Origin of the sequence: Amycolatopsis sp. GA6-003, assembly GCF_046267895.1 — a bacterium.
Lineage (GTDB): Bacteria > Actinomycetota > Actinomycetes > Mycobacteriales > Pseudonocardiaceae > Amycolatopsis.
The window spans coordinates 7,371,510-7,392,907 of sequence record NZ_CP176499.1; the positions used below are offsets into that span (position 1 = coordinate 7,371,510).

Below are 21,398 nucleotides of genomic sequence, written 5' to 3' on the forward strand. Positions count from 1 at the left end.
GTCCTCAGTCCCGCGCGAAGACCCGCTTCCCCCCGAACCACGTCTCCCGCACCGTGATCCCGGCCAGTTCGTTCGCCGGTTTCTTGAACGGATCCTCGTCCAGCACCAGGAAATCCGCCGACTTCCCCGGCGTCAGCGAGCCCGTCACGTCGTCCAGCCCGCAGGCCCGCGCCGAGTTCAGCGTGAACACCTGGATCGCCTCGGCCAGCGTGATCGCCTGTTCCGGCCACAGGCTTCCCGGGTGCTTGCCGCACGGGTCCTGCCGGGTGATCAGGCCCTCGATGCCCTCCCAGGCGTTCGGGGATTCGCTCACCGGCCAGTCCGAACCGCCGGCGACCAGCGCGCCGGTGTCCAGCAGGGTCCGGTTCGGCTGCATGCGCGCCGCGCGTTCGGCGGGGATCACCTGCGCGATCGCGTCCGGGATCACGCCGGGCACCCACAAGAACGGTGAGATATCAGCCGACACGTTGAGCGTCGCGAACCGTTCCAGGTCGTCCGGGTGGATGAATTGCCCGTGCGCCACTTGGATTTTCGTCGTGTGGTCGCCGCGAGCGCGCAGGGCGGCGGCAGCGTCCAAAGTGGCCCGGACGGCCGCGTCGCCCGCGCAGTGGATCTTCGCCGAGAGCCCGGCCGCGACCGCGACGTCCAGCCATTCCGCGAGTTCCTCCGGCGGCATCGTGGTGTCGCCGCAGAAGCACTCGTGGTTCAGGTACGGCTCCAGGAACGCCGCCGTGTGCGCGGGCGGGGTGCCGTCGAGGAAGATCTTCACGAAGTCCGGCCGGTGGTGTTCGCTGCGATACTTCGCGGCACGGTCGAGCAGCGGTTTGCCGATCGGGTCCGCGCCGAAGATCGGATCGTTGACCAGCATCGACGACACTACCCACGCGGCCAGTTCGCCCGCGTCGTCCAGGGTTTTCAGCGCGGCGAGAATGTCCAAAGTGGCCCCGGCGTCCTGGAACGCCGTGATGCCGTAGGAATGCAGGATTTCGATCGCCCGGCGCGACGCTTCGGCGTGCTGCTCGGCGGTGAGCGTGCGCGTGTCCCGCATCGCCCGCTCCACCGCCAAGCCCCCGGTCTCGATCAGCAGACCGGTCGGCGCGCCGCTGACCGGATCGCGGTGGATCGTCCCGCCCGCCGGGTCCGGAGTGGACGCGGTGATCCCGGCCAGTTCCAGCGCCCGGCTGCTCGCCCACCGGTTGTGCCTGCTGTCCTCGACCAGCACCACCGGACGTCCGCCCGCCGCCTCGTCCAGCGCGCGCCGCACGGAATCGCGGCCGAGTTCCGGGGCCAAAGTGGACGGCCAAGCACCGCCGACGACCCATTCGTCCGGACCGAGCCCCGCGCACCATTCCCTCACCGCGGCGAGGATTTCGTCAAGACCCGCCCCGCTTTTCAGGCGCAGCTCGAACAATTCCCGCCCGGCGAGGGCGTGGTGGCTGTGCACGTCCACGAAACCTGGCAGCACGAAAGCGCCGCCGAGATCGACGACCTCGGTGTCCGGTCCGGCCTCGGCGGTCGTGATCCGGCCGTTTTCCACCGCGAGCGAGGTCGCCCACGGCCGGTCTTCGTCCACTGTGTACACAGTGGCGTTGGTGAGGAGCAGTTCAGCCGCCACGGGTCACTGTCCAGCGGGGTCGTAGTCCGGCGAGTAAACGGTGTTGCTGAGCAGCCGGCCGTACGCGCCGAAGGTGAAGTGCGTCGGCGTCCTGCCGTCCTCGGCGAGCCCGAACAGCGAACCGTGCGACCGCAGCTCCCGCACGTTCCGGTGGTCGGCCACGGTCACCGACGCGCACGGGATGACCTTCTCGCGCCAGGTGAAGACGTAGATCCCGGGCCGGATCTGGTACACGGAGTTCTCGTCGGTGTCGGCGAGGCCGCGCTCCGGACCGGACAGGCACTGCCAGCTGTACCAGTGCGGGGTGAGGTAAACGTGCTCGTAGGCGTGCTCTTCGCTGTAAACCCACTGCACGCGGCGGCCGATCAACGCCGTGCTCGGCGCGATTTCCTCGCCGTGCGCCTCGCGGCCCTGGATGGTCGCGGGACGGAACCGTTGCGTCACCCGCGGAAGTCCGTCGCCGATCGTGCTCGTGACGACCAGCGCCCGGCCCTGGCGCACGTCCAGCAGCAGGCTGTACGAGGTTTCCGCGCCGGGGTGGAACTGCACGTAGAACAGTCCGGCGTCGACGAGGAACGTCTCGGAAGCGGTCTCGCCGGTGCTGCCGTCCTCATTCCACGAGGCGCGGCCGCCGGAGAAGCTGATCGAGAACGTGCCGCCGTCGGCACAGTCCAGTGTGAACGACTGGTTGTCGAGATCGTCCACAGTGGCCGCTTTGTTGGCGTCGAAGCCGGGGGCGAGACCGTCGAGCGGGAGCCAGGTGGAGGTGTCGGACAGATTGGTCGCGGGCATGGAGCCTTCCTCAGGGTTCGTCATCAGTGGGCACAGTGGCCGTGGGCGGCCGAGGGCAGGTCGAGTGCCGGGTTCCGGTCGCAGAACCCGTAGGGGCGCACCATGAATCCGGAGTAGTCGACCGGCATCACCGGCCAGTCCTCCGGACGCGGGATGTGCGTCGGGCCGAAGACGTGCCACAGCACGATGTCGGTGTCGCTGACGGAGCGGTCGGCCGCCGTCCACGCGGGCAGCCCGGCGCCGCCCGGGTGCGCGTTGGGGCGGTCGCCCGCGGGGAAGCGTTCGTCGGGCGCGTACGGCGTGACCCACAGGTGGTTCGTGGCGAAGGTCGCGCGCTGGTACACCGTCGATTCCGGTTGCGCCATCAGGGTTGCCGACGGCCGCGGCACGAGCTGGTAGGCGGTCGGCGCGCCGAGCCGGTTGGTGTGCTCGGTGCTGCGGACCTCCCACACCCGCGCGGTCGCCGGGTTCGCGTGCCGTTTGGCTTCCTGTTCGGTGCGCAGTTCCGTGGCCTTCCAGGTGAAGGCGTTGCCATACGGGTTCTCGGGGCCGACTGGGATGCCAACGGCGTCCACCTCGTATACCGAGTTGCGCTGCCCGTCGACGGCGAAGTCGAGCCGGGCGCAGAACAGGTGCTGGTGCACCGGCGCGAACAGGCCGGGTGCGATCTCGGACGCGTGCGGCTGCGCGGATCCGGGCTCGCCCGCGCCGGAGAACACGATGCCGGTCGCCTTGGCTTCGCATTCGATGGTGCCGTCGAGGTAGAGATACCAGAAGAAGCCGTAGTCGTAGTTGCCGATGGTAGAGATCGACGAGAGCACCAGCCGGCGCGAACGGCGGACCTCGGCATTGCCGTCGAGGTCGGTGTGCTTCCAGAGGATCCCGTAGTCCTCCTCGTGCATGCAGATCGCGTTCGGCACGCGCACCGGCTGGCCGTGGTCGTCGGCGAGGAAGGCGTCGAAGTAGTGGATCACGCCGAGGCAGTCGCAGCCCAGCCGCAGGCTGTTGCCGTTCTTGCCGAGCAGGTATTCCCCGGCGTCGAAGTAGCTGATCCAGAACCGGCCGATTGAGATATCACCGTAGGGAACAACCATCTCAGGCACCGACGCCCGATACAGCACCGAGCGGTCCTGGAAGGTCAGCTGGTGCAGGGTCAGGCCCTCGCGCGCGTTGAACCCGACGCGCAGTTGCCAGCCCTCCCAGGTCACCAGCGAACCGTCGACCTGGAAGCTCGGGCCTTCCGGCTGGGTGATCTCGATCGGCTTGAGCGTGGTCCGTGCGGGGTGGTGCCCGTAGCGGCCGGAGTCCGCCGGGACCGGGGTGTCGCCCTCGTCCTCGACGCGGAGGACGCGCTGTTCGGTGAGGTTGAGGTGCGCGACCAGGCCCTCGACCGGATGCGCCCAGGGGCTGTCGGTGCTGTCCTCGCGCAGGAAGGTGAGCGAACGGATGACCCGGCCGGTCTCGTCCTCGCGGCCGAAGTAGCCGGGGGCGAGCGGCGCGCAGAACGCGTGCTCGATGCGGTCGCCGAGGCCGCGGCGGCGCATGGCCGCCTGCCACTCCGGGGAGGCCTTCGTGATGGCCTCGGCCAGGTCGTACTCCTCGAAGAGGTACGGCGGCTGGCCCTCGCCGCATTTCTCGTGGCTGACCAGCTCCCCGGCGGTCACCGAGACGACCGCGTCGGCCGATTCGCCGGTCGCGGTGTCGAGCAGGGTGAACTGGATCCGGCGGTCGGTCTCGGCGCCGGCCAGCACGGCGGCCTTGTCCGGCTCCACCGGGAGGACCTGCGGAAACCGGGTCGTCTCGGTGATCAGCCCCCGTGCCTCCAGCACGGCCCGGCCGGCGGTCAGCTCCTCGGCGGTCAGCGGGTCAAGCGGGTGCGGGTGTGCGTTGCTCATGGTGTCCCTTCGCGCTCCTCGCCGCAGTGTTCGCGGTGGCCCGGGGGTAGCGGTAGCCACGCTCCGGGGGTCGTGCGGCCGCTGACAACAAGGATGCACTCGTTGCCAATCCCCGGCTGCGCCGTTGCTGCAGGATTGCGGAATGCGACTCGACCTTTCCGGCAAGGCCGTGCTGATCACCGGCGCCGCGTCCGGGATCGGGCTGGCCTGCGCGCGGGCGTTCCTGGAGGAGGGCGCGCGGGTCGGCGTGGTCGACCGGGCGCGGCCGCCGTCGCTGGCCGGGGACGTCGTCGCGGCGCGGGCGGACCTCACCGACGAGGGGCAGGTCGCCGCGGCGGTCCGGCTCGTGGCGGACCAGTTCGGCGGGATTGACGTGGTAGTCGGCTGCGCTGGGATATCAGGACCGGTCGGGCGGCCGCTCACCGAGACCAGCGCCGAGGACTTCACCGAGGTCATGTCGGTGAACGTGCTGGGGCAGTTCCTGGTCGCGAAGCACGCGCGGCCGTGGCTGGGAGACGGGAGTTCGATCGTCTTCCTGGCCAGCGATTCGGCCTTCGTGTGCGCGCCGGGGATGGTGCCCTACTGCGCGTCGAAAGGCGCGGTGGTGTCGCTGACGCGGGCGCTGTCGGTCGAATTCGACGGGGTCCGGGTCAATTGCGTATGCCCGTCGGTGGTCGATACGCCGATGGCGCGCGGGGATTTGGGGGATCTGCTGGACGAACCGGGTTTTCCGGTGCAAGCGGCCGACGACGTCGCCCAGCAGGTTTTGTATTTGGCTTCCGCGCGGGCGCGGACGGTGAACGGCCAGGCCTTGCTCGCCGACTTCGGCTTTTCGGCTCGGTCTGGGTTTCCTGCTTGAAAGGGAGAAATGACGATGGCAGACACGCGGGTCGTGGCGATTACCGGCGGAGGGACGGGCATTGGGGCTGCGGTTGCTCGGCGGTACGCCGGCGAAGGTGCGCAGGTCGTGGTTCTGGGGCGGCGGCGGGAGCCGCTGGAGAAGGTCGCGGCGGAGACCGGCGCGCACGTGATCGCTTGCGACGCCAGCGTCCGGGAGGACGCGGAGGCGGCGATCGCGGAGGTGCTCGAGAAGTTCGGCCGGCTGGACGTGATCGTGGCCAATGCCGGCGGGCACGGGCTTTCTTCGGTGGTGGACACCGGGGACGAGGAATGGGAGATCGCGCTCCGGTCCAATTTGTCCAGTGCGTTCGTGTTCTGCCGGGCCGCGTTGCCTTCTCTCGTGGAGAGCGGCGGGCAGGTCGTCATTGTTTCCTCGCTGGCCGGATTGTTCGCCGGACCCAATGTCGCGGGGTACACGGTGGCCAAGCACGCGTTGATCGGGCTGACTCGTTCCATCGCGCGGGATTACGGGCCGCGCGGCGTCCGGGCGAACGCGGTGTGCCCGGGGTGGGTGCGGACGCCGATGGCGGACGGGGAGATGGAGCAGTTCGCCGAGGCGGCCGGGTTCGATGGCGGACATGACGAGGGATACCGGCGGGTGACCGCCGAGGTGCCGTTGCGCCGTCCTGCCGAGCCGGAGGAAATCGCTTCCATCGTGCGGTTCCTGGGTTCGTCCGAGTCCTCGTATGTCACCGGTGCGGTGTTGGTCGCCGACGGCGGGGCGCACGCGGTCGACTTGCCCACGTTGGCCTTTGAGCGGGCCGGCATGTAGTTCCATACTGGCCGGATGACGTTCGAGGGGGACTGGGCGGCGAAGACCGCGACGGCCAACCAGCGGTTCGCGGGGCTTGGCCGTCGCGATCGCCCGGGAAGTCGAAGTTCTGCTCGGCCGCGAGGCCATGACGTATCCGCGGCACCCGGTCGCGCGCGCCCGCGAGGCGCTCGCCGACCGGGTGTTCGCCATCCTGGCCGCGGCCCGCGACGCCAGCCGGACCTTCTACCACGTCGAACAGGTGCCGGTGGCGGTCGTGTCCGACGCATACGGGGACGACTGGGTCGAGAAGGTAGCCGACGCCGCGGGCACGCTCGCCGCCGCGATGGCCCGGGCCGCGACCGTTCTCACCGGCGTGGTCGACAGCGAGTTCAAGGACGCCGACACCCGGCAGTGGGCCACCGGGGTCCTGGACGACGTGCGCAACGCCGCCGCCGAAGTCCTCCGCGAGGCGAGCGGACGCCCCGGATCCGCTGGTCGGCCGACGTGACGACGTGACGGCGCAAGCCGAGGTCCGGTCGAGACGGAATTCTTCGCGCCCCGCCGGTTATGCGAGAACTTCTGACGGGTCTGTGCTTGAGATCCGACGCGGCATCGACTGGTATGTCAGCTTGATTCCGCCAGCGTTCGCAGCCACTTGGTGAGCAGCTGCGTTTCCGCGGCCCCCAAGACTTCCGGGTGCGCCGCCGCGTGTTCCAGCACCCGGTGGATTTCAGCGTGCCGATCACCAGCCGCCGAAGTGCCGGTGATCGCGGCGATCGCGCCCTCCCGGACCGCCACCGACAGTGCGCGGTCCTCCTCAGCGAGGATGATCTGGCGCAGCGTGACGCCGATGTTCGCCACGAGGATGTGCGCGGCCGCCTGGTCCGGCGGGACCGTCAGGCGGCCCTGGTCGGCGGCGGCTTGGGTCAGGGCGCGCAGCATCGCGCTGGGCCGTTCTTGCGCCTCGGGCGCGTGGCCGGGGTGGACCTGGCCGTACATGAGCGTGTAGAAGCCGGGGTTCGCGATCCCGAAGGCAACGTGCGCGTCCCAGCCGTCGCGCAGGTCCTGGATCGGGTCGCCGGAGGGCTCGCGCGCGCCTTTTTCCGCCAGGTACAGGTCGAAGCCGCGCTCGACGACCGCGTCCAGCAGGCCCTTCTTGCTGCCGAAGAAGTGGTACAGCGTCGGCATCTTCACCCCGGCCTGTGCGCAGATCGCGCGCAGCGAGATGTCCTCGCCCGGGGTCGCGGCGACCTGCTCGGCGGCGGCGTCCAGGAGCCGGGTCCGGGTATCCGCGTTCGCCATCTGTGTCACAGCGCTATAGTAGCCACTGTTCCAGTGATACAGTGATACATATCAGCGATAAAGAGATGGAGGAGTTCGCATGACCGACCACACCCTCAAGGGCAAGAACGTCCTGGTCGCCGCCGGGGCGAAGAACCTGGGCGGCCTCGTCAGCAGGCAGGCGGCGCAGGCCGGCGCGAACGTGGCGATCCACTACAACTCCGAGTCGACCCGTCCGCAGGCGGAGGAGACTCTCGCCGCGGTCGAGGCGGCGGGCGGCAAGGGCGTTGTCCTCACCGGCGACCTGACCGTCCCGGCGAACGTCGAGAAGCTGTTCGCGGACGCCGAAGCGGCGCTGGGAAAGATCGACGTCGCCGTGAACACGGTGGGCAAGGTGCTGCGCAAGCCGATCATCGAGACCACCGAGGACGAGTACGACTCGATGTTCGACATCAACTCGAAGGCGGCGTATTTCTTCATCAAGGAAGCGGGCAAGAACGTCGCCGACGGCGGCAAGATCATCACGATCGTGACCAGCCTGCTCGCCGCGTTCACCGACGGCTACTCGACCTACGCGGGCGGCAAGAGCCCGGTCGAGCACTTCACCCGTGCCGCGGCCAAGGAATTCGCGCCGCGCGGGATTTCGGTCACCGCGGTGGGGCCCGGCCCGATGGACACGCCGTTCTTCTACGGCCAGGAAACCCCGGAACGGGTGGAATTCCACAAGTCGCAGGCAATGGGCGGACAGCTGACGAAGATCGAGGACATCGCGCCGATCGTGACGTTCCTGGCGACGTCCGGATGGTGGATCACCGGGCAGACGATTTTCGCCAACGGCGGCTACACTACCCGCTGATTTCGCCTCGACAGCAAGGGAAGCGCAATGTCCGAAGTGGAGATTCCGGAACCGGTGGCGTCGTTCGTCAACGCGGTGAACCGGCACGACGACGCCGCGTTCCTGGACGCGTTCACGGAAAACGGCGTCGTGGACGACTGGGGCCGCTCATTCGCCGGACGCGCGGCGATCAAGGGGTGGAGCGACGTCGAGTTCATCGGCTCGCGCGGCGTGCTGACCCCGGAAGAGGTCACGGTTTCCGGCGACGAGATCACCGTGGTCGGCGACTGGCGGAGCAACCACGCCAACGGCCGGTCGAAGTTCGTGTTCGCCGTCGAGGGCGATCGGATCGCCAAGATGACCATCCGGGAAGGCTGACCGGCCGGGGTGCGGGCGTCCCACCGCGGAACGCCCGCACCCCGGGTCAGTTGGTGCCCAAATACGCCTGGTGCAAGGTGTCCGGGTCGTCCAGCAGAGGCTGCGCCTCGCCGGCGTAGGTGACTTTGCCGGAGGAGACGACCAGGGCTTCCTGCGCGACTTTCAGCGCCAGGTGGGTGAACTGTTCCACCAGCAGGATCGCCGCGCCCGCGTCGGCGAATTCGGTGACCGCAGGGAGAAGCCGGGTGAAGACGGCGGGAGCCAGGCCCAGCGACATCTCGTCGATGAGCAGGAACTGGGGTTTCGCCGCGAAAGCCCGGCCCAGCACCACCATTTGCTGCTCGCCGCCGGACAGCAGTGCGGCGGGGGAGTTCTTGCGTTTCTCCAATTCCGGGAAGAGGGCGAGGACTTCTTCTATTCCGGCGGGAGTTTTGGCGGTCAGACGCAGGTTTTCCAGGACGGTCAGGCTGGGGAAGACCGCCCGGCCTTGCTCGACGTGCGCCAGTCCGAGCCGCGCTCTGGCCACTCGCGAGTGTTTCGTCACGTCGGTATGTCCAATGTGGATCGAACCGGTCGAAGCGGGAATCACTCCGGACAGCGCTTCCAGCAGGCTGGTCTTGCCCGCGCCGTTGGGGCCGACCAGCGCGGTGATCTTGCCTGGTTCCAGGGTCAGGCCGACGTTGGCGATAACCGGGCCCGCACCGCGCGTGACGGTCAGGTTCTCGATTCGCAGCGTGCTCACAGCATCTCCGTTTCGCCGAGGTAGGCCTTCAGAACCGCCGGATCCGCCAGCACCTCCGCCTGCGGGCCGCTCGCCAGCACCTCGCCGAAGTCGAGCACGGTCAGGGTGTCGCAGACCGACCGGACCAGGTCCAGGTCGTGTTCGATGATCAGCACCGAAACGCCGAATCTGGCCGGCACCTGGCGCAGGCGTTCGCCGAAGGCGACGTGTTCCTCGTGCGGGAGACCGGCCGCCGGTTCGTCGAGCAGCAGCACCTGCGGTTTGGCCATCAGGTGGCCGACCACTTCGACCAGCCGGCGTGCGCCCACGTCGACCCGGTCCAGCGGCGTTGCCGCCGGCGGGCAGCCGAAGAACTCCAGTGCGGCGGCGACTTCGGCGGCAGGCGGGCGACGGCGGGCTACGAAACGGACGTACGCCTCGATGGTCAGTCCTGCCGGGACTCGGTCCTGCTGGAACGTCCGGCGCAGACCGGAACGGGCTCGTTGCGTCGGATTGCCGGTGAGCGGACGGTCGGCCAGTACGACGGTTCCTGCGGCCTGGGGCAGGAAACCGCTGATCGCGTCGACCAAAGTGGACTTTCCCGCGCCGTTCGGCCCGATGACGCCGAGGACTCCGCCCTTCGGAACCGCCAAGTCCACTCCGGACAGTGCCTTGACCTGGCCGAAGGTGACGCTCAGCCCGCGGACCACCAGCACCGGTTCGCCGGGCGGCAGGCGCGGAGGTTCCTCGTCCAGCGCGGTGATCTGGACCCCGGCGCTGGCCCTCGAACGACGACGCCGCAGTTCGCGGATCGCGGTGCCCAGGTTGCCGCGTCCGGCCAGCGCTTGGATGCCCAGCAGACCGAAGATCACGTAACCCCAGTCCTGCGGCACACCCCATCGCTTCAGCAGCTCCGGTACCGCGACCCACAGGACTGCGCCGAACACTGCCATATCAATCAGGTGCGCGCCGGACATGATCGCGAGCACGTACAACGCCAGCGACTGAAGCGGGGCGAAGCTGGTCGGGAAGGCGAACCCGACCTGCGCGGTAAGCAGACCGCCGCTGATGCCGCCGAGAGTGGCGCTGACCGCGAAGGCGGAGAGCTTGGCCGTGCGGACGCTCGCCCCTGCCGCGGCAGTGCCGCGTTCGGAGAACGCCACCGCGGCCCAGCTGCTACCCCACGGACCGCGCCGGAGGAAGTGCACGAGCAAGGCGCAGATGATCAGAACGATGACGCACAACAGGAAGTACGCGTTGTCGTCGGCGACCAAGGACGGGCGGTCCACCGAAACGCCTTCGGTGGTGCCGGGGAACTGGATTTCCACCAGGGTGACGTCGGCGGCCGCGGCGAGGCCGAGCGTCACCACCGCCAGATTGATGCCGCGCAGCCGCAGCGCGGGGAGTCCGATGAGGACACCGACCACGCCCGCCGCGAGACCGCCCAGCAGCAGCCAGAAAAGGAAGCCGCCGGGGGCGTGCGCGACGTTCAGCGCGGACACGACCCACGCGCCGATCGCGCCGAAGGTCAACTGGCACAACGAGATCATGCCCGCGCTGCCGGTGACCACCCCCAGCCCGAGCAGCGCGATGGCAGCCACTACGACGCTCACGCCGAGGTAGGCGAAGTAGCCGTTGAGGCCGACGGTCAGGCCGATTCCGGCCAGCACCGCGACCACCGCGACGACCAGTGGGGTTCCGAAGCGGGACACCGCGGCCCGGTCAGCGAGCTGCATCCCACACCTCCTTGCGCTGAGACCACACGAGCAGGCCGACGATGGCCAGGAACGGGACGAAATTCCGCACTACCGACAGCTGGTCGACCTGCGCGAGCGCGCCCTGCAGCATGCCGAGGACGAGCCCGCCGACGACGGCGAGGTCCAGCCGGCGGAACCCGCCGAGCAGCGCCGCCGCGGCGGCGGGCACGACCAGCATGGCCAGCGAGGTGGCGTCGTTCGACTGGGACGGGGCGACGATCACGATGATGACCGTGCTGATCAGCCCGGTGGCGCCCCAGACCGCGGCACTGAGCCGTTTCGCCGGGATTCCCAGCAGTTCAGCGGTCGTCGGGCGTTCGGACAACGCGCGCAGTGAGATACCAACGGGGGTCTTTGTCAAGATCAGCCGCGCGGCGAAGGCGATCGCCACTGCCAGCGCGACGGTCACGACCGTCACCTGGCTGACCACCACGCCGCCGACGGTGAAGGCCGGACCGGCCAGCAACGCCTGGAACGGCTGCGGTTTGTTGCCGAACAGGATGAACGACAACGAGATCAACAGCAGCAGCACCGCGACCGTGACCGCCGAGCGGGTGCCGGTGCCTGCTTCGGCCAGCCAGGTCGAGACGACCCAGCCGATCAGCACGCTCAGCAAACCGCCCAGCAGCACGCCGAGCACCACCGCCAGCCACTCCGGCAGTCCGCCGTGGACGGACAGCGCCACCCCGACGTAACTGCCGAACATGCCGGTGGCCGCCTGGGCGAAGTTGACGACCCGGACCAGCCGCGACATCAGGGTCAGGCACACCGCCAGCACCGCGTAAAGCCCGCCGGCGGCCAGCCCGGCCAGCGCTCCCTGCACCATTGCAGTCTCCTCTGTCCAGAATGGATCGGGCTAGCGCCGCGGGATCCGCAGCCAGTCGGTACCGGCGATCTGCCACCGGTTCGTGCCCGTCGCGAGCTTGACCGGCCAGCCCGCGATGTTGTCGTGATGCGTTTGTCCGGGGCCGAACACGTACGGTGTGCCGACCATCGGGTCGGAGATCGGTTTCATCTCGCGCAGCGCCTTGGTCACCGTTTCCCGCGTGATTTCGCCTGGCATGCCGTTCAGCACCTGCAGGAAGTACTTCGCCGCGAGGTAACCGCCCTGGCTGAACGAGGTCAGCGGAATGTTGTTGCGCGTCATGAGGTCCCGCCACTCCTTGGTGCGCGGGCTCGACGGGTCGGTGAACGGGTAGAACTCGGCGGGAACGTAGACGCCCTTGCCCGCTTCGGAAACCGCCTTCGCGTACTGTTCACTGTAGACGCTCGTGAGCAGCAGCCAGGTCACGTCTTTCCAGCCTTGTGCCTGCGCGGCCTTCAGCTGGCCGATCGAGTCCGGTTCGACCGGGTTGACCGTCACGGCTTTGCACCCGGCCGCGCGGGCTTTGACGATGTAGGGCGTGTAGTCGGAACCGTTGTACGGCACGGTCGCGTCGACGTACTTCAGCTTCTTGCCGGTGATTTTCGACCATTCGTCGATGGCCGCGCGGTAGTATGGCAGCGTGTTCCCGGCGATTTCCAGCAGCGCGCACATATCCTGCAGGTGCAGCACTTCGGAGCCGTACAGCAGGGTCAGCGTCATGTCGTGGAACGGCCCGACGTTGGCCGGGCCGATGTTCGGGCTGGTGAAGCACGACGGGTCGACGCCGATTCCGGAGATGGACAGGACTTTTTCCTGCTGGTAGTACTTGGCGTTGATCTGGCATTCGATGAGGCTGGACGAACCGACCAGCGCGACCGCCTGGTCGCCGCCCACGATTTCGCGGGCCGCGGCCGCCGCGGCGGCGGGGTCGCCCTTGTCGTCGATGGCGTGGTATTCGATCTTGCGCCCGTGCACGCCCCCCGCCGCGTTCGCCGCGTCGAAGACGGCCTTGGCGGCCTGGGAGGATTCCGGGAAGGTGGCGGGTCCGCTCAGCGCGTTGACCGAGCCGACCACGATCGGGCCGTTCGGGTCGGCGGTGCCCGCGCAGCCCGCCGCGACCAGCGTGACCAGCACGGCCGAGGCGAGCGCGGGCAGGAACTTTCTCATCATGGCTCGGCTTTCCGGTCCACAGTGACCAGAGGGGAGGGGAGGGAGAACGGGGGCGGTGCCGGAGGAAGGGCCGGCACCGCCGTTCGCGGGAGGCTCAGTCGGTCGCCGCGGCGACCGGGGCGGAATCGACGATCTGCTCGAAGCTCGCGACCTTGCCGCCGTCGAACTTCCACACGTGCGCCACGCGCGCGGTGAACGCCTTGCCGGACTTGCGGTTCGTGCCGGTGTAGGTGCCGAGCCCGACGATCGAATCGCCGGCGTCCAGCAGCGCGGACAGCGTGAACTTGTAGCCGTCCCAGTCCCGGGCGATCGCCTCGAAGACGTTGCGCCGCACCTCGTCCGGGCCGGTGTAGGTGCCCGCGTAGGGGAATCCGGCGGCCTCGGTCCAGGTGGTCTCGGGGCCGATCGGGGCGAGCATGCCGTCGAGGTCGCCGCGGTCGCTGGCCTCGTAGTGCGCGGTGATCACGTCCATATTGGACACGGGGAATCTCCTTAGACAGGCTGGACGTCGGGGTAGCTGATCGAGCCGAGCGGGTAGATGTGCCCGCCCGCGCGGGAATGCTCGGACCGGCCGTCGCCGGTGATGCCGAGGAAAACGCCGGTGGTGCGCAGGTCGTAGCCGAGGTCGTGCAGCCACACGCTGGCCACCGCGATCCGGAACTCCCGGAAGCAGAACAGGTACAGGCCGTCGGCGAACTTCCAGACGGTTGACATATCAACGTCGCCGTGTCCGCGTTGCACGCCCTCGACGCACTGCCAGCAGTAGCGTTCGGAGGAGAGGTAAACGTGCTCGTACAGGTGGTTCGGGCTGTAGCGGTAGACGTTGCGCTTGCCGATGAGGTCCCGCGACGGACCGGGCACGTCGCCGGTCGGCTCGCCGCCGTCGGTGGTGCCGGCGTGGAAGGTCTGCGAAACCCGCGGCGTGCCTTCGACGTCCTCGTCGCCGATCACCGACCGCACGGTCAGCGCGCGGTGCGTGGTGGTCGAGTAGACGATCGTGAGGGATTCGCCCTCGACGCTCGTCAGCGGCAGGTTCACGAAGAAGACGTCGGGACGCACGGCGACCGCGTCGTACGGGTCTTCGACGCCGTTGCAGGTAAGCCGTTCGCTGTCGAGGAACCGCAGTTCGAGCTTCGCTCCGTCATCCTGGGTGATGGTGAGCTGCCGCCCGGTGAGGTCCGCGTTGGGCAGCCGGTAGGTGTCGATCCCGGCGGCGAACTCGTCGTAGGTGCGCCATTCGTCAGGGGAAGGGTCGGACATGCCCATCATGCTCGCCGCGCCTCGCCCCGGGAGCGAACGTTCATGCGCTGGCGGGCAACTGCCGGACGCTCGCGGTCAATACCAGCGGGTTCGGGCCGGAAACGACAAGCGGCGCCCCCGGGTGAGCGGGAGCGCCGTGAGTGGTGGGGAGGCGGTCAGCCGCGGGCGCGCAGCTCGCTGGGCGACTGGCCGAACGCGGCCCGGAAAACCCGGGAAAAGTGCGCCGCGTCGACAAATCCCCACCGCGCCGCGATTGCCGCGACCGGACGCGCGGCCAGCAACGGATCCCGCAGATCCCGGCGGCAATGCTCCAGCCGACGCTGCCGGATCCACCCCGCCACCGTCGTCCCCTGCTCCTGGAACAACCCGTGCAGATGCCGGGTGGAAATGTAATGCTCCGCCGCGATCTGCGCGGGCCCGAGATCGGACCGCGACAGATTCGCGTCGATATAACTGCGGATCCGCCGCATCAGGTCGTGGTGCGGGTCGGCGGCCGTGCGGTCCAAGTCGAGTTCGGTGGCCAGCATCGTGGTCAGCAGGTCGACCGCGTTGTGCGCCAGCCGCACTCCCACCGGGCTCGTCAGCACGTCCAGATTCCCGCCCAGCTGCGCGAGGAACGGCACCACCACGTTCCCGACCCCGGAGCGCCCGGACATCCGCACCGCGGTGAGCTGACCAACCAGGTCGCGTGGAAGGTCAACTTGCTGCTGCGGGAACATCAGCACCAGCGTCCGGAAATTCTCCTCGAACACGAGCGAATACGGCCGGTTCGTGTCGTACAGCGCGACGTCGCCGGGACGCAGCACCGCCTCGCGGCCGTCCTGGGTGAGGATTCCGGTGCCGGCCAGCATGACGCTCAGCTTGTAGCACGGCCGGTCGGCGCGGGCGATGAGCTCCGGCGTGCGCTCGACTGCGTGCGGCGACGCGGTGATCTCGGTGAGCGCGATTTCGCCCGCCTCGTGCGTGCGGAGCCTGCCGTGGAAGCGGTCGCGGTGCTCGGTGCTCACCTGCAGCGGCACGAACGACCGCAGGACAGCGGACCGGAACTCCGTGAAGTCCTGCGCGACCGTGGTCGGCGTCTGCAAGATTGCCGTCATCATGTCACCTCTCCGTCGAAGTGCCGGTACCGCTGCGTGCCCGGGGAAGGGACCTGGCGCCCCTTCCCCGGACGGGACGCACCTTAGACCTGTTCGCCCAGTTTGAAACCCTGCTCGGCCCCGTCGGCGCGGGTGTAGGAGAACCCGTCCGCGCCGATGGTCACGTCCATTTCCTTCGTTTCCGTGCGTTCGACGACCGGCTGGAGCTTGCCGTCGAGGTCGAGCACCCGCGAGGCCTCGGTGTACCAGCTCGGCACCACCGGATTGCCCCACCAGTCGCGGCGCTGGTTGTCGTGCACGTCCCAGCTGATCACCGGGTTGTCCGGATCGCCGGTGTAATAGTCGTGGGTGTAGATCTCGATCCGGTGCCCGTCCGGGTCACGCACGTACAAATAGAACGCGTTCGACACGCCGTGCCTGCCCGGGCCGCGCTCGATCTGGTCCGATTTCCGCACCGCGCCGAGGTGGTCGCAGATGTGCAGGATCTGGTGCCGCTCGTGGGTCGCGAACGCGATGTGGTGCAGCCGCGGTCCCGCGCCGCCGGTGAGCGCGACGTCGTGCACGGTCGGTTTGCGGAACATCCACGCCGCGTACACGGTGCCCTCGTCGTCGCGGATGTCTTCTGACACCCGGAAGCCGAGGCCCTCGTAGTACGCCCGCGCGGCCGGGACGTCCGGCGTGTTCACGTTGAAGTGGTCCAGCCGCGAAAGCGCGCCCGCGCCGTGCACGTCGTAGCGCTGGGTGAACCGCTCGACGTGTTCGGCCTCGTAGAAGAACTCGATCGGGAAACCGAGCGGGTCCAGTACGCGCACCGCCTCGCCGATACCGCGCGTGGTGCCCGCCGGGACGCGGCGCACCTCGACGCCGAGTTCCCGGTAGTACGCCTCGGCGACGTCGAGTTCGCCCTCGCCGCGCACGCGGTAGGCGAGCACGGCCAGCGCCGGTTCCGCGCCCTTGCGCAGGATCAGCGAGTGGTGCAGGTATTCCTCGAACGCGCGCAGGTATATCGCTTCGTCGTCCTCGTATGTCACGACGAGACCGAGAACGTCCACATAGAACTCTCGCGACGCCTTCAGGTCGCTGACGATCAGTTCCGCGTACGCGCAGCGGATGACGTCCGGCGGGGTCGTGGTCATGCCTTGTCCTTCCCGGCCCCGAAGCGCGCCGTGTGCACGTCGCCGAGCGTGATGTGCACGGCCTGCTGTTCGGTGTAGAAGTCGATCGAGCGGTAGCCGCCTTCGTGGCCGAGGCCGGACGCCTTGACCCCGCCGAACGGCGTGCGCAGGTCGCGCACGTTGTGCGAGTTCAGCCAGACCATTCCGGCTTCGATGTTCTGCGCGAAGGTGTGCGCGCGGGTCAGGTCGGCGGTCCAGACGTAGGCGGCCAGGCCGTATTTGACGTTGTTGGCCAGCTCGAGCGCTTCCTCGTCGGTGTCGAACGGCGTGATCGCCACGACCGGGCCGAAGATCTCCTCCTGGAAGATCCGCGCGTCCGGCTTCACGTCGGCGAACACCGTCGGGGCCACGTAGTTCCCGGTCTCCAGGCCCTCCGGACGGCCGCCGCCGGCGAGCAGTTTCCCTTCCGTCTTCCCGATTTCGATGTAGCTCATCACCTTGTCGAAGTGCTCCGGGTGCACCAGCGCGCCGACCTCGGTGGCCGGGTCGTGCGGGTCGCCGACCACGATGTTGCGCGCGCGTTCGGCGTACCGGGCGCAGAATTCCTCGTAAATCGGGCGCTCGACCAGGATCCGGCTGCCCGCCGTGCAGCGTTCGCCGTTGAGCGAGAAGACGCCGAACAGCGTGGAGTCCAGCGCCGCTTCGAAGTCCGCGTCGGCGAACACGACCGCCGGGGACTTGCCGCCCAGCTCCATCGACATGCCCTTGAGGCCGCGCGCGCAGTTGCGGAAGATCGTTTCGCCGGTGGTGGTTTCGCCGGTGAACGAGATCAGCCGGACGTCCGGGTGCTTGACCAGCGCGTCGCCCGCTTCCTCGCCGAGGCCGTTGACCAGGTTGAACACCCCGTCCGGCACGCCGGCCTCGCGGAAGATGTCCGCCCACAGGCTCGCCGACAGCGGCGTGAATTCGGCCGGCTTCAGCACTACGGTGCAGCCGGACGCCAGCGCCGGCGCGAGCTTCCAGCTCTCCAGCATGAACGGCGTGTTCCACGGCGTGATCAGCCCGGCGACGCCGACCGGCTTGCGGTTGACGTAGTTGACCTGCTTGCCGGGCACCTTGTAGGTGTCGTCGGCCTGCGCGACGATCAGGTCGGCGAAGAACCGGAAGTTTTCCGCCGCGCGCTGTGCCTGGCCGAGGGCCTGCTTGATCGGCAGGCCGGTGTCGAAGGTTTCCAGCTCGGCCAGCTGCTTGTCGCGGCTCTCCACGAGATCGGCGATCTTGTTGAGGATCCGGGCGCGCTGGCGCGGCAGCATCTTCGGCCACGGGCCGTGGTCGAACGCTTCCTTTGCCGCGGCGACGGCGAGGTCGATGTCCTCGGCCTTGCCCGCCGAAGCCGTCATGTACGGCTCGTTGGTGACCGGGTCGAGCACCTCGAAGGTCTCGCCCGAGACGCTGTCGGCCGGCGCTCCGCCGATGTAGTGGCGGATGTGCTCCGGCAGGTTGTCCGGAACGTAGTGCGCGGTCATGGTCACTTTCCTTCCACAGTGAAGCCGTCGACGGGCGAGAGGTACTGCTCGCCCTGGCGCATCAGTTCGGTGATCCGGGCGAGGCCCGGTTCGGTCGGCGTGATCAGCGGCGGGCGCACGAAGCCGGACCGGATGAGCCCGCGCTGCTCCAGGACCCATTTGCCGGGCGCCGGGTTGGTCTCCACGAACAGCAGGTCGACCAGCGGGTGCAGGCCGTAGTGGATCTCGCGGGCGCGGTCGAAGTCGCCCTCGGTCCACGCGCGGTACATCTCGGCGCTGGCCGCCGGGGCGATGTTGGCGGTGGCGCTCACGAACCCGGCGCCGCCGAGGGAAAGCAGCGGCAGGCACAGCAGCTCGATGCCCGACCAGACGAGCAATTCCTTGCCGCACAAGTGAAGTACGCGGGAGAAGTGCTCGAAGTCCTTGGTGGTCTCCTTGATCCCGACGAAGTTGTCGAAATCGCGGAACAGCCGCGCGACCGTCTCCGGGGCGAGGTCGACCGACGTCCGGCTCGGCACGTTGTAGGCGACGATCGGCAGGTCCGGGAATTCCTTGGCGACCGTGGCATACCAGCGGTAGAGCGCTTCCTGGGTGGGCCGCGCGTAGTACGGGGTGATGATCAGCGCGGCGTCGATACCAGCGTCCCGCGCCTGAGATGTCAGTTCCAGCGTCTCGTCGAGCTTCGCCGAACCGGTGCCGGGCATGAACGGCACCTTGTCGTCCACCGCCTTGGCGACGGTGCGGATCGTCTCCGCGCGCTCGGCCACCGTCATCGCGCCGGGTTCGCCGGTGGAACCGCCGATCGAGACGCCGTGCGAACCGGACGCGAGCTGCCAGTTCACCAGGTTGGCCAGGCTCTCGTGGTCGACCGCGCCGTCCGCGGTGAACGGGGTCATCAGCGGCGCGATCGAGCCGGTGATGGCGTTCGGGGTACTGCGGAACCTCATGGGGTGGGGTCCTTCCGGGTAGCTTCGGCGGGCGGGGCGGCCCGCCGGTCGAGATAGGCGTCGAGGGTGGCGGTGCGGTGCCGGCGCGCGGCCAGCTCGAGTTCGAGCGGGTCGGCGTTCTGCTCGATCAGCACCAGCAGTTGTTCGTGTTCTTTGACCGATTCGTGCGCGCGGCCCGGGACGAAACTGAAGGTCGAATCGCGCAGTGAGGCCAGCCGGTGCCAGCCGCGGTGCACGAGGTCGAGCACGTGCGGGTTCGGGCACGGTTCAAAAAGGACGGAGTGGAACTCTTGGTTCAGTTCGGTGAACCGGTGCGGTTCGAAGTTTTCCAGCGACAGCCGCATTTGCTCGTTGACCGCGCGCGCCCGTTCGATGTCCGCTGTGGACAGTTTCGGCGCGGACAGCGAGGTGGCGAAACCTTCCACCAGGGCAAGGGTTTGCATGGTGTGCTCGTACGCGGTCTCGTCGACCATCACCACCTGTGCGCCGACGTTCCGCTCGAACGTGACCAGCCCTTCGGCTTCGAGCAGCCGGATCGCTTCGCGCACCGGGACGACGCTGACGTCCAGTTCCTTGGCGATTTGCCCCAGCACCAAACGGTATCCGGGACCGAAAGTCCGGTCGGCGATCCGGTCCTTGATCCAGCGGTACGCGCGCTGGGATTTGCTTTCGCCTGCTACGGGCGCCACTGGGCGTACCTGGCCTTCCAGTGTTCGTTCATCGGGTAGAGGCCGTCGACGCTTTCGCCGTTCGCGACCTGTTCCGCGATAAACGTTTCCTGGCGCTCCTGCTCGATCGCCGCGTCCGCGATCTTTTCCGCCATATGCGGCGGAATCACCAGCACGCCGTCGGAATCGCCGACAATCACGTCGCCCGGCTGCACTGTCGCGCCGCCGCAGGCGATGGTGATGTCGACGTCCCACGGAACGTGCCGGCGGCCGAGCACCGCGGGGTGCGGGCCGGAGTGGTAAGTCGGAATGTCCAGCGCTGCCACCGCCGCCAGGTCGCGAACGCCGCCGTCGGTGACGATTCCCGCCGCGCCGCGGACCTGCGCGCGCAGGGCGAGGATGTCGCCGACAGTGCCGGTTCCCTTTTCGCCGCGGGCTTCCATGACCAGGACGTCGCCGGGGTTGAGGGAGTCGATGGCGCGTTTTTGGGCGTTGAAGCCGCCGCCGTGGGATTTGAAGAGGTCCTCGCGGAACGGGACATAGCGCAGTGTCCTGGCCCGGCCGATGAGTTTCTTGTCCGGGCGGGTGGAGCCGAGACCGTCGATGGAGACGTGGTTGTAGCCGTTTTTGCGCAGCTGGGCGGAAAGCGTTGCGGTGCCTACGCTGGTGAGTTTGGTCTTGAGTTCTTCGGTGAGTTCGAATTCCGGCGGGAGCCCCGCGGATTCCCGGTCGCCGTAAGCCTGTTCGCGCTGCTTGTCGTCCACTTTGGGCTGTGCGCTGAACTCCGGGAGCGGCGTGGTGCCCTCGGTGACCGGCGTGACCAGCCGCCCGGTGGTCTTCTCGCCGTGACTGACCTCGACCTCGACCACGTCGCCCGGCTTCACGACGGACGATCCCGCCGGCGTCCCGGTGAGAATGACGTCGCCGGGTTCGAGGGTGCTCAGCTGGGAGAGGTCGGCGACGAGGGTGCCGAAGTCGAAAATGAGGTCCTCGGTGGTGTCGTCCTGGACGAGCTTTCCGTTGACCCAGGTACGGACGCGAAGGTTCCGCGGGTCGACCTCAGCGGCGGGAATCGTGGCGGGCCCGAGCGGGGTGAAACCGTCGCCGCCCTTGGAACGGAGATTGGATCCGCCGTCGGCGTGCCGCAAATCGTATACGCCGAAGTCGTTGGCGGCGGTGATGCTCTCGACGCAGCTCCAGCCTTCCTCGGGGCTGACGCGCCGGGCCTGTTTGCCGATGATGAGCGCGATTTCGCCCTCGAAGGCAAGGAGTTCGGTGCCCGCCGGACGCTCGATGGGGGTGCCGGAGGCGCTGATCGAGGTGGCCGGCTTGACGAAGTAGGAAGGCTTCGCCGGGACCCTCCCGCGCTGCCTGGCGCGGGACGGATAGTTCAGATGAAGCGCGATGACCTTGCCCGGCCGCTCCGGCGGGGTGGTGCTCGATGCGGGACTCATGGGGGTTGACCTGCCCGGATGTCGTCGGGAGAGGAAGATATCTCAAAAGATATACGATCCTGGCGGGTCTGGGCAAGGGGTGGCGACGCGCCGGGGGTGTCGCGATGCCGCGCGTCGGCCAGTACTATCTGCGGTACTTGTGGCTTATGGCCCTTATTGGGGAGCCCTGGAAGCGCTGGTGCCACGGCGCGAGCTGTGTGCAACGCAGCTACGGAGCAGTGCCCGGATGACTGCTCGGTTCCAGGGGGATGGAGACGTGAGCCGCAGCAACTGCAGACAACTCGAAGCAGCAACATCGGCACCGGGGCCGGTGTACGTCGTTGCGGAGTTGACTTGCTGTTGCTGGTGATACCCCTGTGCACCCTGAC

At 68.4% G+C, this 21,398-nt stretch carries 21 protein-coding genes; 5 read left to right on the forward strand and 16 right to left on the reverse strand.

What is annotated here, in order from left to right; translation table 11 throughout:
- Positions 1 to 4: 4 nt before the first annotated feature.
- From F9C12_RS33410 to F9C12_RS33420, 3 genes are read right to left on the reverse strand one after another with little or no spacing between them, the layout of a single operon-like run.
- Positions 5 to 1,615: an amidohydrolase gene (locus F9C12_RS33410; protein ID WP_409463029.1), complete on the reverse strand. Its 1,611-nt coding sequence runs from the start codon at positions 1,613 to 1,615 to the stop codon at positions 5 to 7.
- Positions 1,616 to 1,618: 3 nt separating this feature from the next.
- The gene (locus tag F9C12_RS33415; protein ID WP_409463030.1) at positions 1,619 to 2,407 is read right to left on the reverse strand and encodes a molybdenum cofactor biosynthesis F family protein; all 789 of its coding nucleotides are present in this window, start codon (positions 2,405 to 2,407) and stop codon (positions 1,619 to 1,621) included.
- Positions 2,408 to 2,430: 23 nt separating this feature from the next.
- On the reverse strand, positions 2,431 to 4,302 hold the full coding sequence (locus F9C12_RS33420) for a primary-amine oxidase (RefSeq protein ID WP_409463031.1): 1,872 nt from the start codon (positions 4,300 to 4,302) through the stop codon (positions 2,431 to 2,433).
- A 142-nt stretch (positions 4,303 to 4,444) separates the two neighbouring features.
- Between F9C12_RS33420 and F9C12_RS33425 the strand changes: the two genes are divergently transcribed.
- From F9C12_RS33425 to F9C12_RS33435, 3 genes are all read left to right on the forward strand, one after another.
- Positions 4,445 to 5,161, forward strand: a complete 717-nt coding sequence (locus F9C12_RS33425; protein WP_409463032.1) for an SDR family NAD(P)-dependent oxidoreductase — start codon at positions 4,445 to 4,447, stop codon at positions 5,159 to 5,161.
- Positions 5,162 to 5,176: 15 nt separating this feature from the next.
- Positions 5,177 to 5,974 (forward strand): SDR family NAD(P)-dependent oxidoreductase, encoded by a 798-nt coding sequence (locus tag F9C12_RS33430; RefSeq protein ID WP_409463033.1) that lies wholly within the window; start codon positions 5,177 to 5,179, stop codon positions 5,972 to 5,974.
- A 76-nt stretch (positions 5,975 to 6,050) separates the two neighbouring features.
- Complete coding sequence (locus F9C12_RS33435; RefSeq protein ID WP_409463034.1) at positions 6,051 to 6,464, forward strand: hypothetical protein; 414 nt, start codon at positions 6,051 to 6,053, stop codon at positions 6,462 to 6,464.
- 116 nt (positions 6,465 to 6,580) lie between these two features.
- Here F9C12_RS33435 and F9C12_RS33440 read toward each other — a convergent pair whose 3' ends face one another.
- Positions 6,581 to 7,258 carry a TetR/AcrR family transcriptional regulator gene (locus F9C12_RS33440; protein ID WP_409186920.1) on the reverse strand — a complete coding sequence of 226 codons (678 nt, stop codon included), beginning with the start codon at positions 7,256 to 7,258 and terminating at the stop codon, positions 6,581 to 6,583.
- A 79-nt stretch (positions 7,259 to 7,337) separates the two neighbouring features.
- Here F9C12_RS33440 and F9C12_RS33445 point away from each other — a divergent pair, with 79 nt between their 5' ends.
- Both F9C12_RS33445 and F9C12_RS33450 read left to right on the forward strand, forming a co-directional pair.
- Complete coding sequence (locus F9C12_RS33445) at positions 7,338 to 8,093, forward strand: SDR family oxidoreductase (protein WP_409463035.1); 756 nt, start codon at positions 7,338 to 7,340, stop codon at positions 8,091 to 8,093.
- Positions 8,094 to 8,120: 27 nt separating this feature from the next.
- Positions 8,121 to 8,450: a nuclear transport factor 2 family protein gene (locus F9C12_RS33450; protein ID WP_409463036.1), complete on the forward strand. Its 330-nt coding sequence runs from the start codon at positions 8,121 to 8,123 to the stop codon at positions 8,448 to 8,450.
- Positions 8,451 to 8,496: 46 nt separating this feature from the next.
- Here F9C12_RS33450 and F9C12_RS33455 read toward each other — a convergent pair whose 3' ends face one another.
- The 12 genes from F9C12_RS33455 to F9C12_RS33510 form a co-directional block, all read right to left on the reverse strand.
- Positions 8,497 to 9,192: an ABC transporter ATP-binding protein gene (locus tag F9C12_RS33455; protein ID WP_409463037.1), complete on the reverse strand. Its 696-nt coding sequence runs from the start codon at positions 9,190 to 9,192 to the stop codon at positions 8,497 to 8,499.
- Positions 9,189 to 10,907, reverse strand: a complete 1,719-nt coding sequence (locus F9C12_RS33460; RefSeq protein WP_409463038.1) for an ABC transporter permease subunit — start codon at positions 10,905 to 10,907, stop codon at positions 9,189 to 9,191. The genes F9C12_RS33455 and F9C12_RS33460 overlap by 4 nt, the downstream gene beginning before the upstream one ends.
- Positions 10,894 to 11,754, reverse strand: a complete 861-nt coding sequence (locus F9C12_RS33465) for an ABC transporter permease subunit (protein WP_409185740.1) — start codon at positions 11,752 to 11,754, stop codon at positions 10,894 to 10,896. Before F9C12_RS33465 ends, F9C12_RS33460 begins: the two co-directional genes overlap by 14 nt.
- Positions 11,755 to 11,784: 30 nt before the next feature.
- Complete coding sequence (locus F9C12_RS33470) at positions 11,785 to 12,963, reverse strand: ABC transporter substrate-binding protein (protein WP_409463039.1); 1,179 nt, start codon at positions 12,961 to 12,963, stop codon at positions 11,785 to 11,787.
- Positions 12,964 to 13,057: 94 nt separating this feature from the next.
- Positions 13,058 to 13,444, reverse strand: coding sequence for a nuclear transport factor 2 family protein (locus F9C12_RS33475; protein WP_409185742.1), 387 nt, complete (start codon positions 13,442 to 13,444; stop codon positions 13,058 to 13,060).
- 11 nt (positions 13,445 to 13,455) lie between these two features.
- Positions 13,456 to 14,223, reverse strand: a complete 768-nt coding sequence (locus F9C12_RS33480; protein WP_409463040.1) for a MoaF C-terminal domain-containing protein — start codon at positions 14,221 to 14,223, stop codon at positions 13,456 to 13,458.
- Between the two features lie 155 nt (positions 14,224 to 14,378).
- Entirely contained in the window at positions 14,379 to 15,320 is a 942-nt protein-coding gene (locus F9C12_RS33485) for a helix-turn-helix domain-containing protein (RefSeq protein WP_409185744.1), read from the reverse strand.
- An 83-nt stretch (positions 15,321 to 15,403) separates the two neighbouring features.
- On the reverse strand, positions 15,404 to 16,456 hold the full coding sequence (hpaD, locus tag F9C12_RS33490; protein ID WP_409185745.1) for a 3,4-dihydroxyphenylacetate 2,3-dioxygenase: 1,053 nt from the start codon (positions 16,454 to 16,456) through the stop codon (positions 15,404 to 15,406).
- Positions 16,453 to 17,961, reverse strand: a complete 1,509-nt coding sequence (gene hpaE / locus F9C12_RS33495) for a 5-carboxymethyl-2-hydroxymuconate semialdehyde dehydrogenase (RefSeq protein ID WP_409463041.1) — start codon at positions 17,959 to 17,961, stop codon at positions 16,453 to 16,455. The genes hpaD and hpaE overlap by 4 nt, the downstream gene beginning before the upstream one ends.
- A gap of 2 nt (positions 17,962 to 17,963) precedes the next feature.
- Positions 17,964 to 18,908, reverse strand: a complete 945-nt coding sequence (gene dapA / locus F9C12_RS33500) for a 4-hydroxy-tetrahydrodipicolinate synthase (protein ID WP_409463042.1) — start codon at positions 18,906 to 18,908, stop codon at positions 17,964 to 17,966.
- A complete protein-coding gene (locus F9C12_RS33505; protein ID WP_409185748.1) occupies positions 18,905 to 19,597 on the reverse strand; it encodes a GntR family transcriptional regulator in 693 nt (230 codons plus the stop codon). The genes dapA and F9C12_RS33505 overlap by 4 nt, the downstream gene beginning before the upstream one ends.
- Positions 19,585 to 21,030: a fumarylacetoacetate hydrolase family protein gene (locus F9C12_RS33510; protein WP_409463043.1), complete on the reverse strand. Its 1,446-nt coding sequence runs from the start codon at positions 21,028 to 21,030 to the stop codon at positions 19,585 to 19,587. The genes F9C12_RS33505 and F9C12_RS33510 overlap by 13 nt, the downstream gene beginning before the upstream one ends.
- Between the last annotated feature and the right edge of the window lie 368 nt (positions 21,031 to 21,398).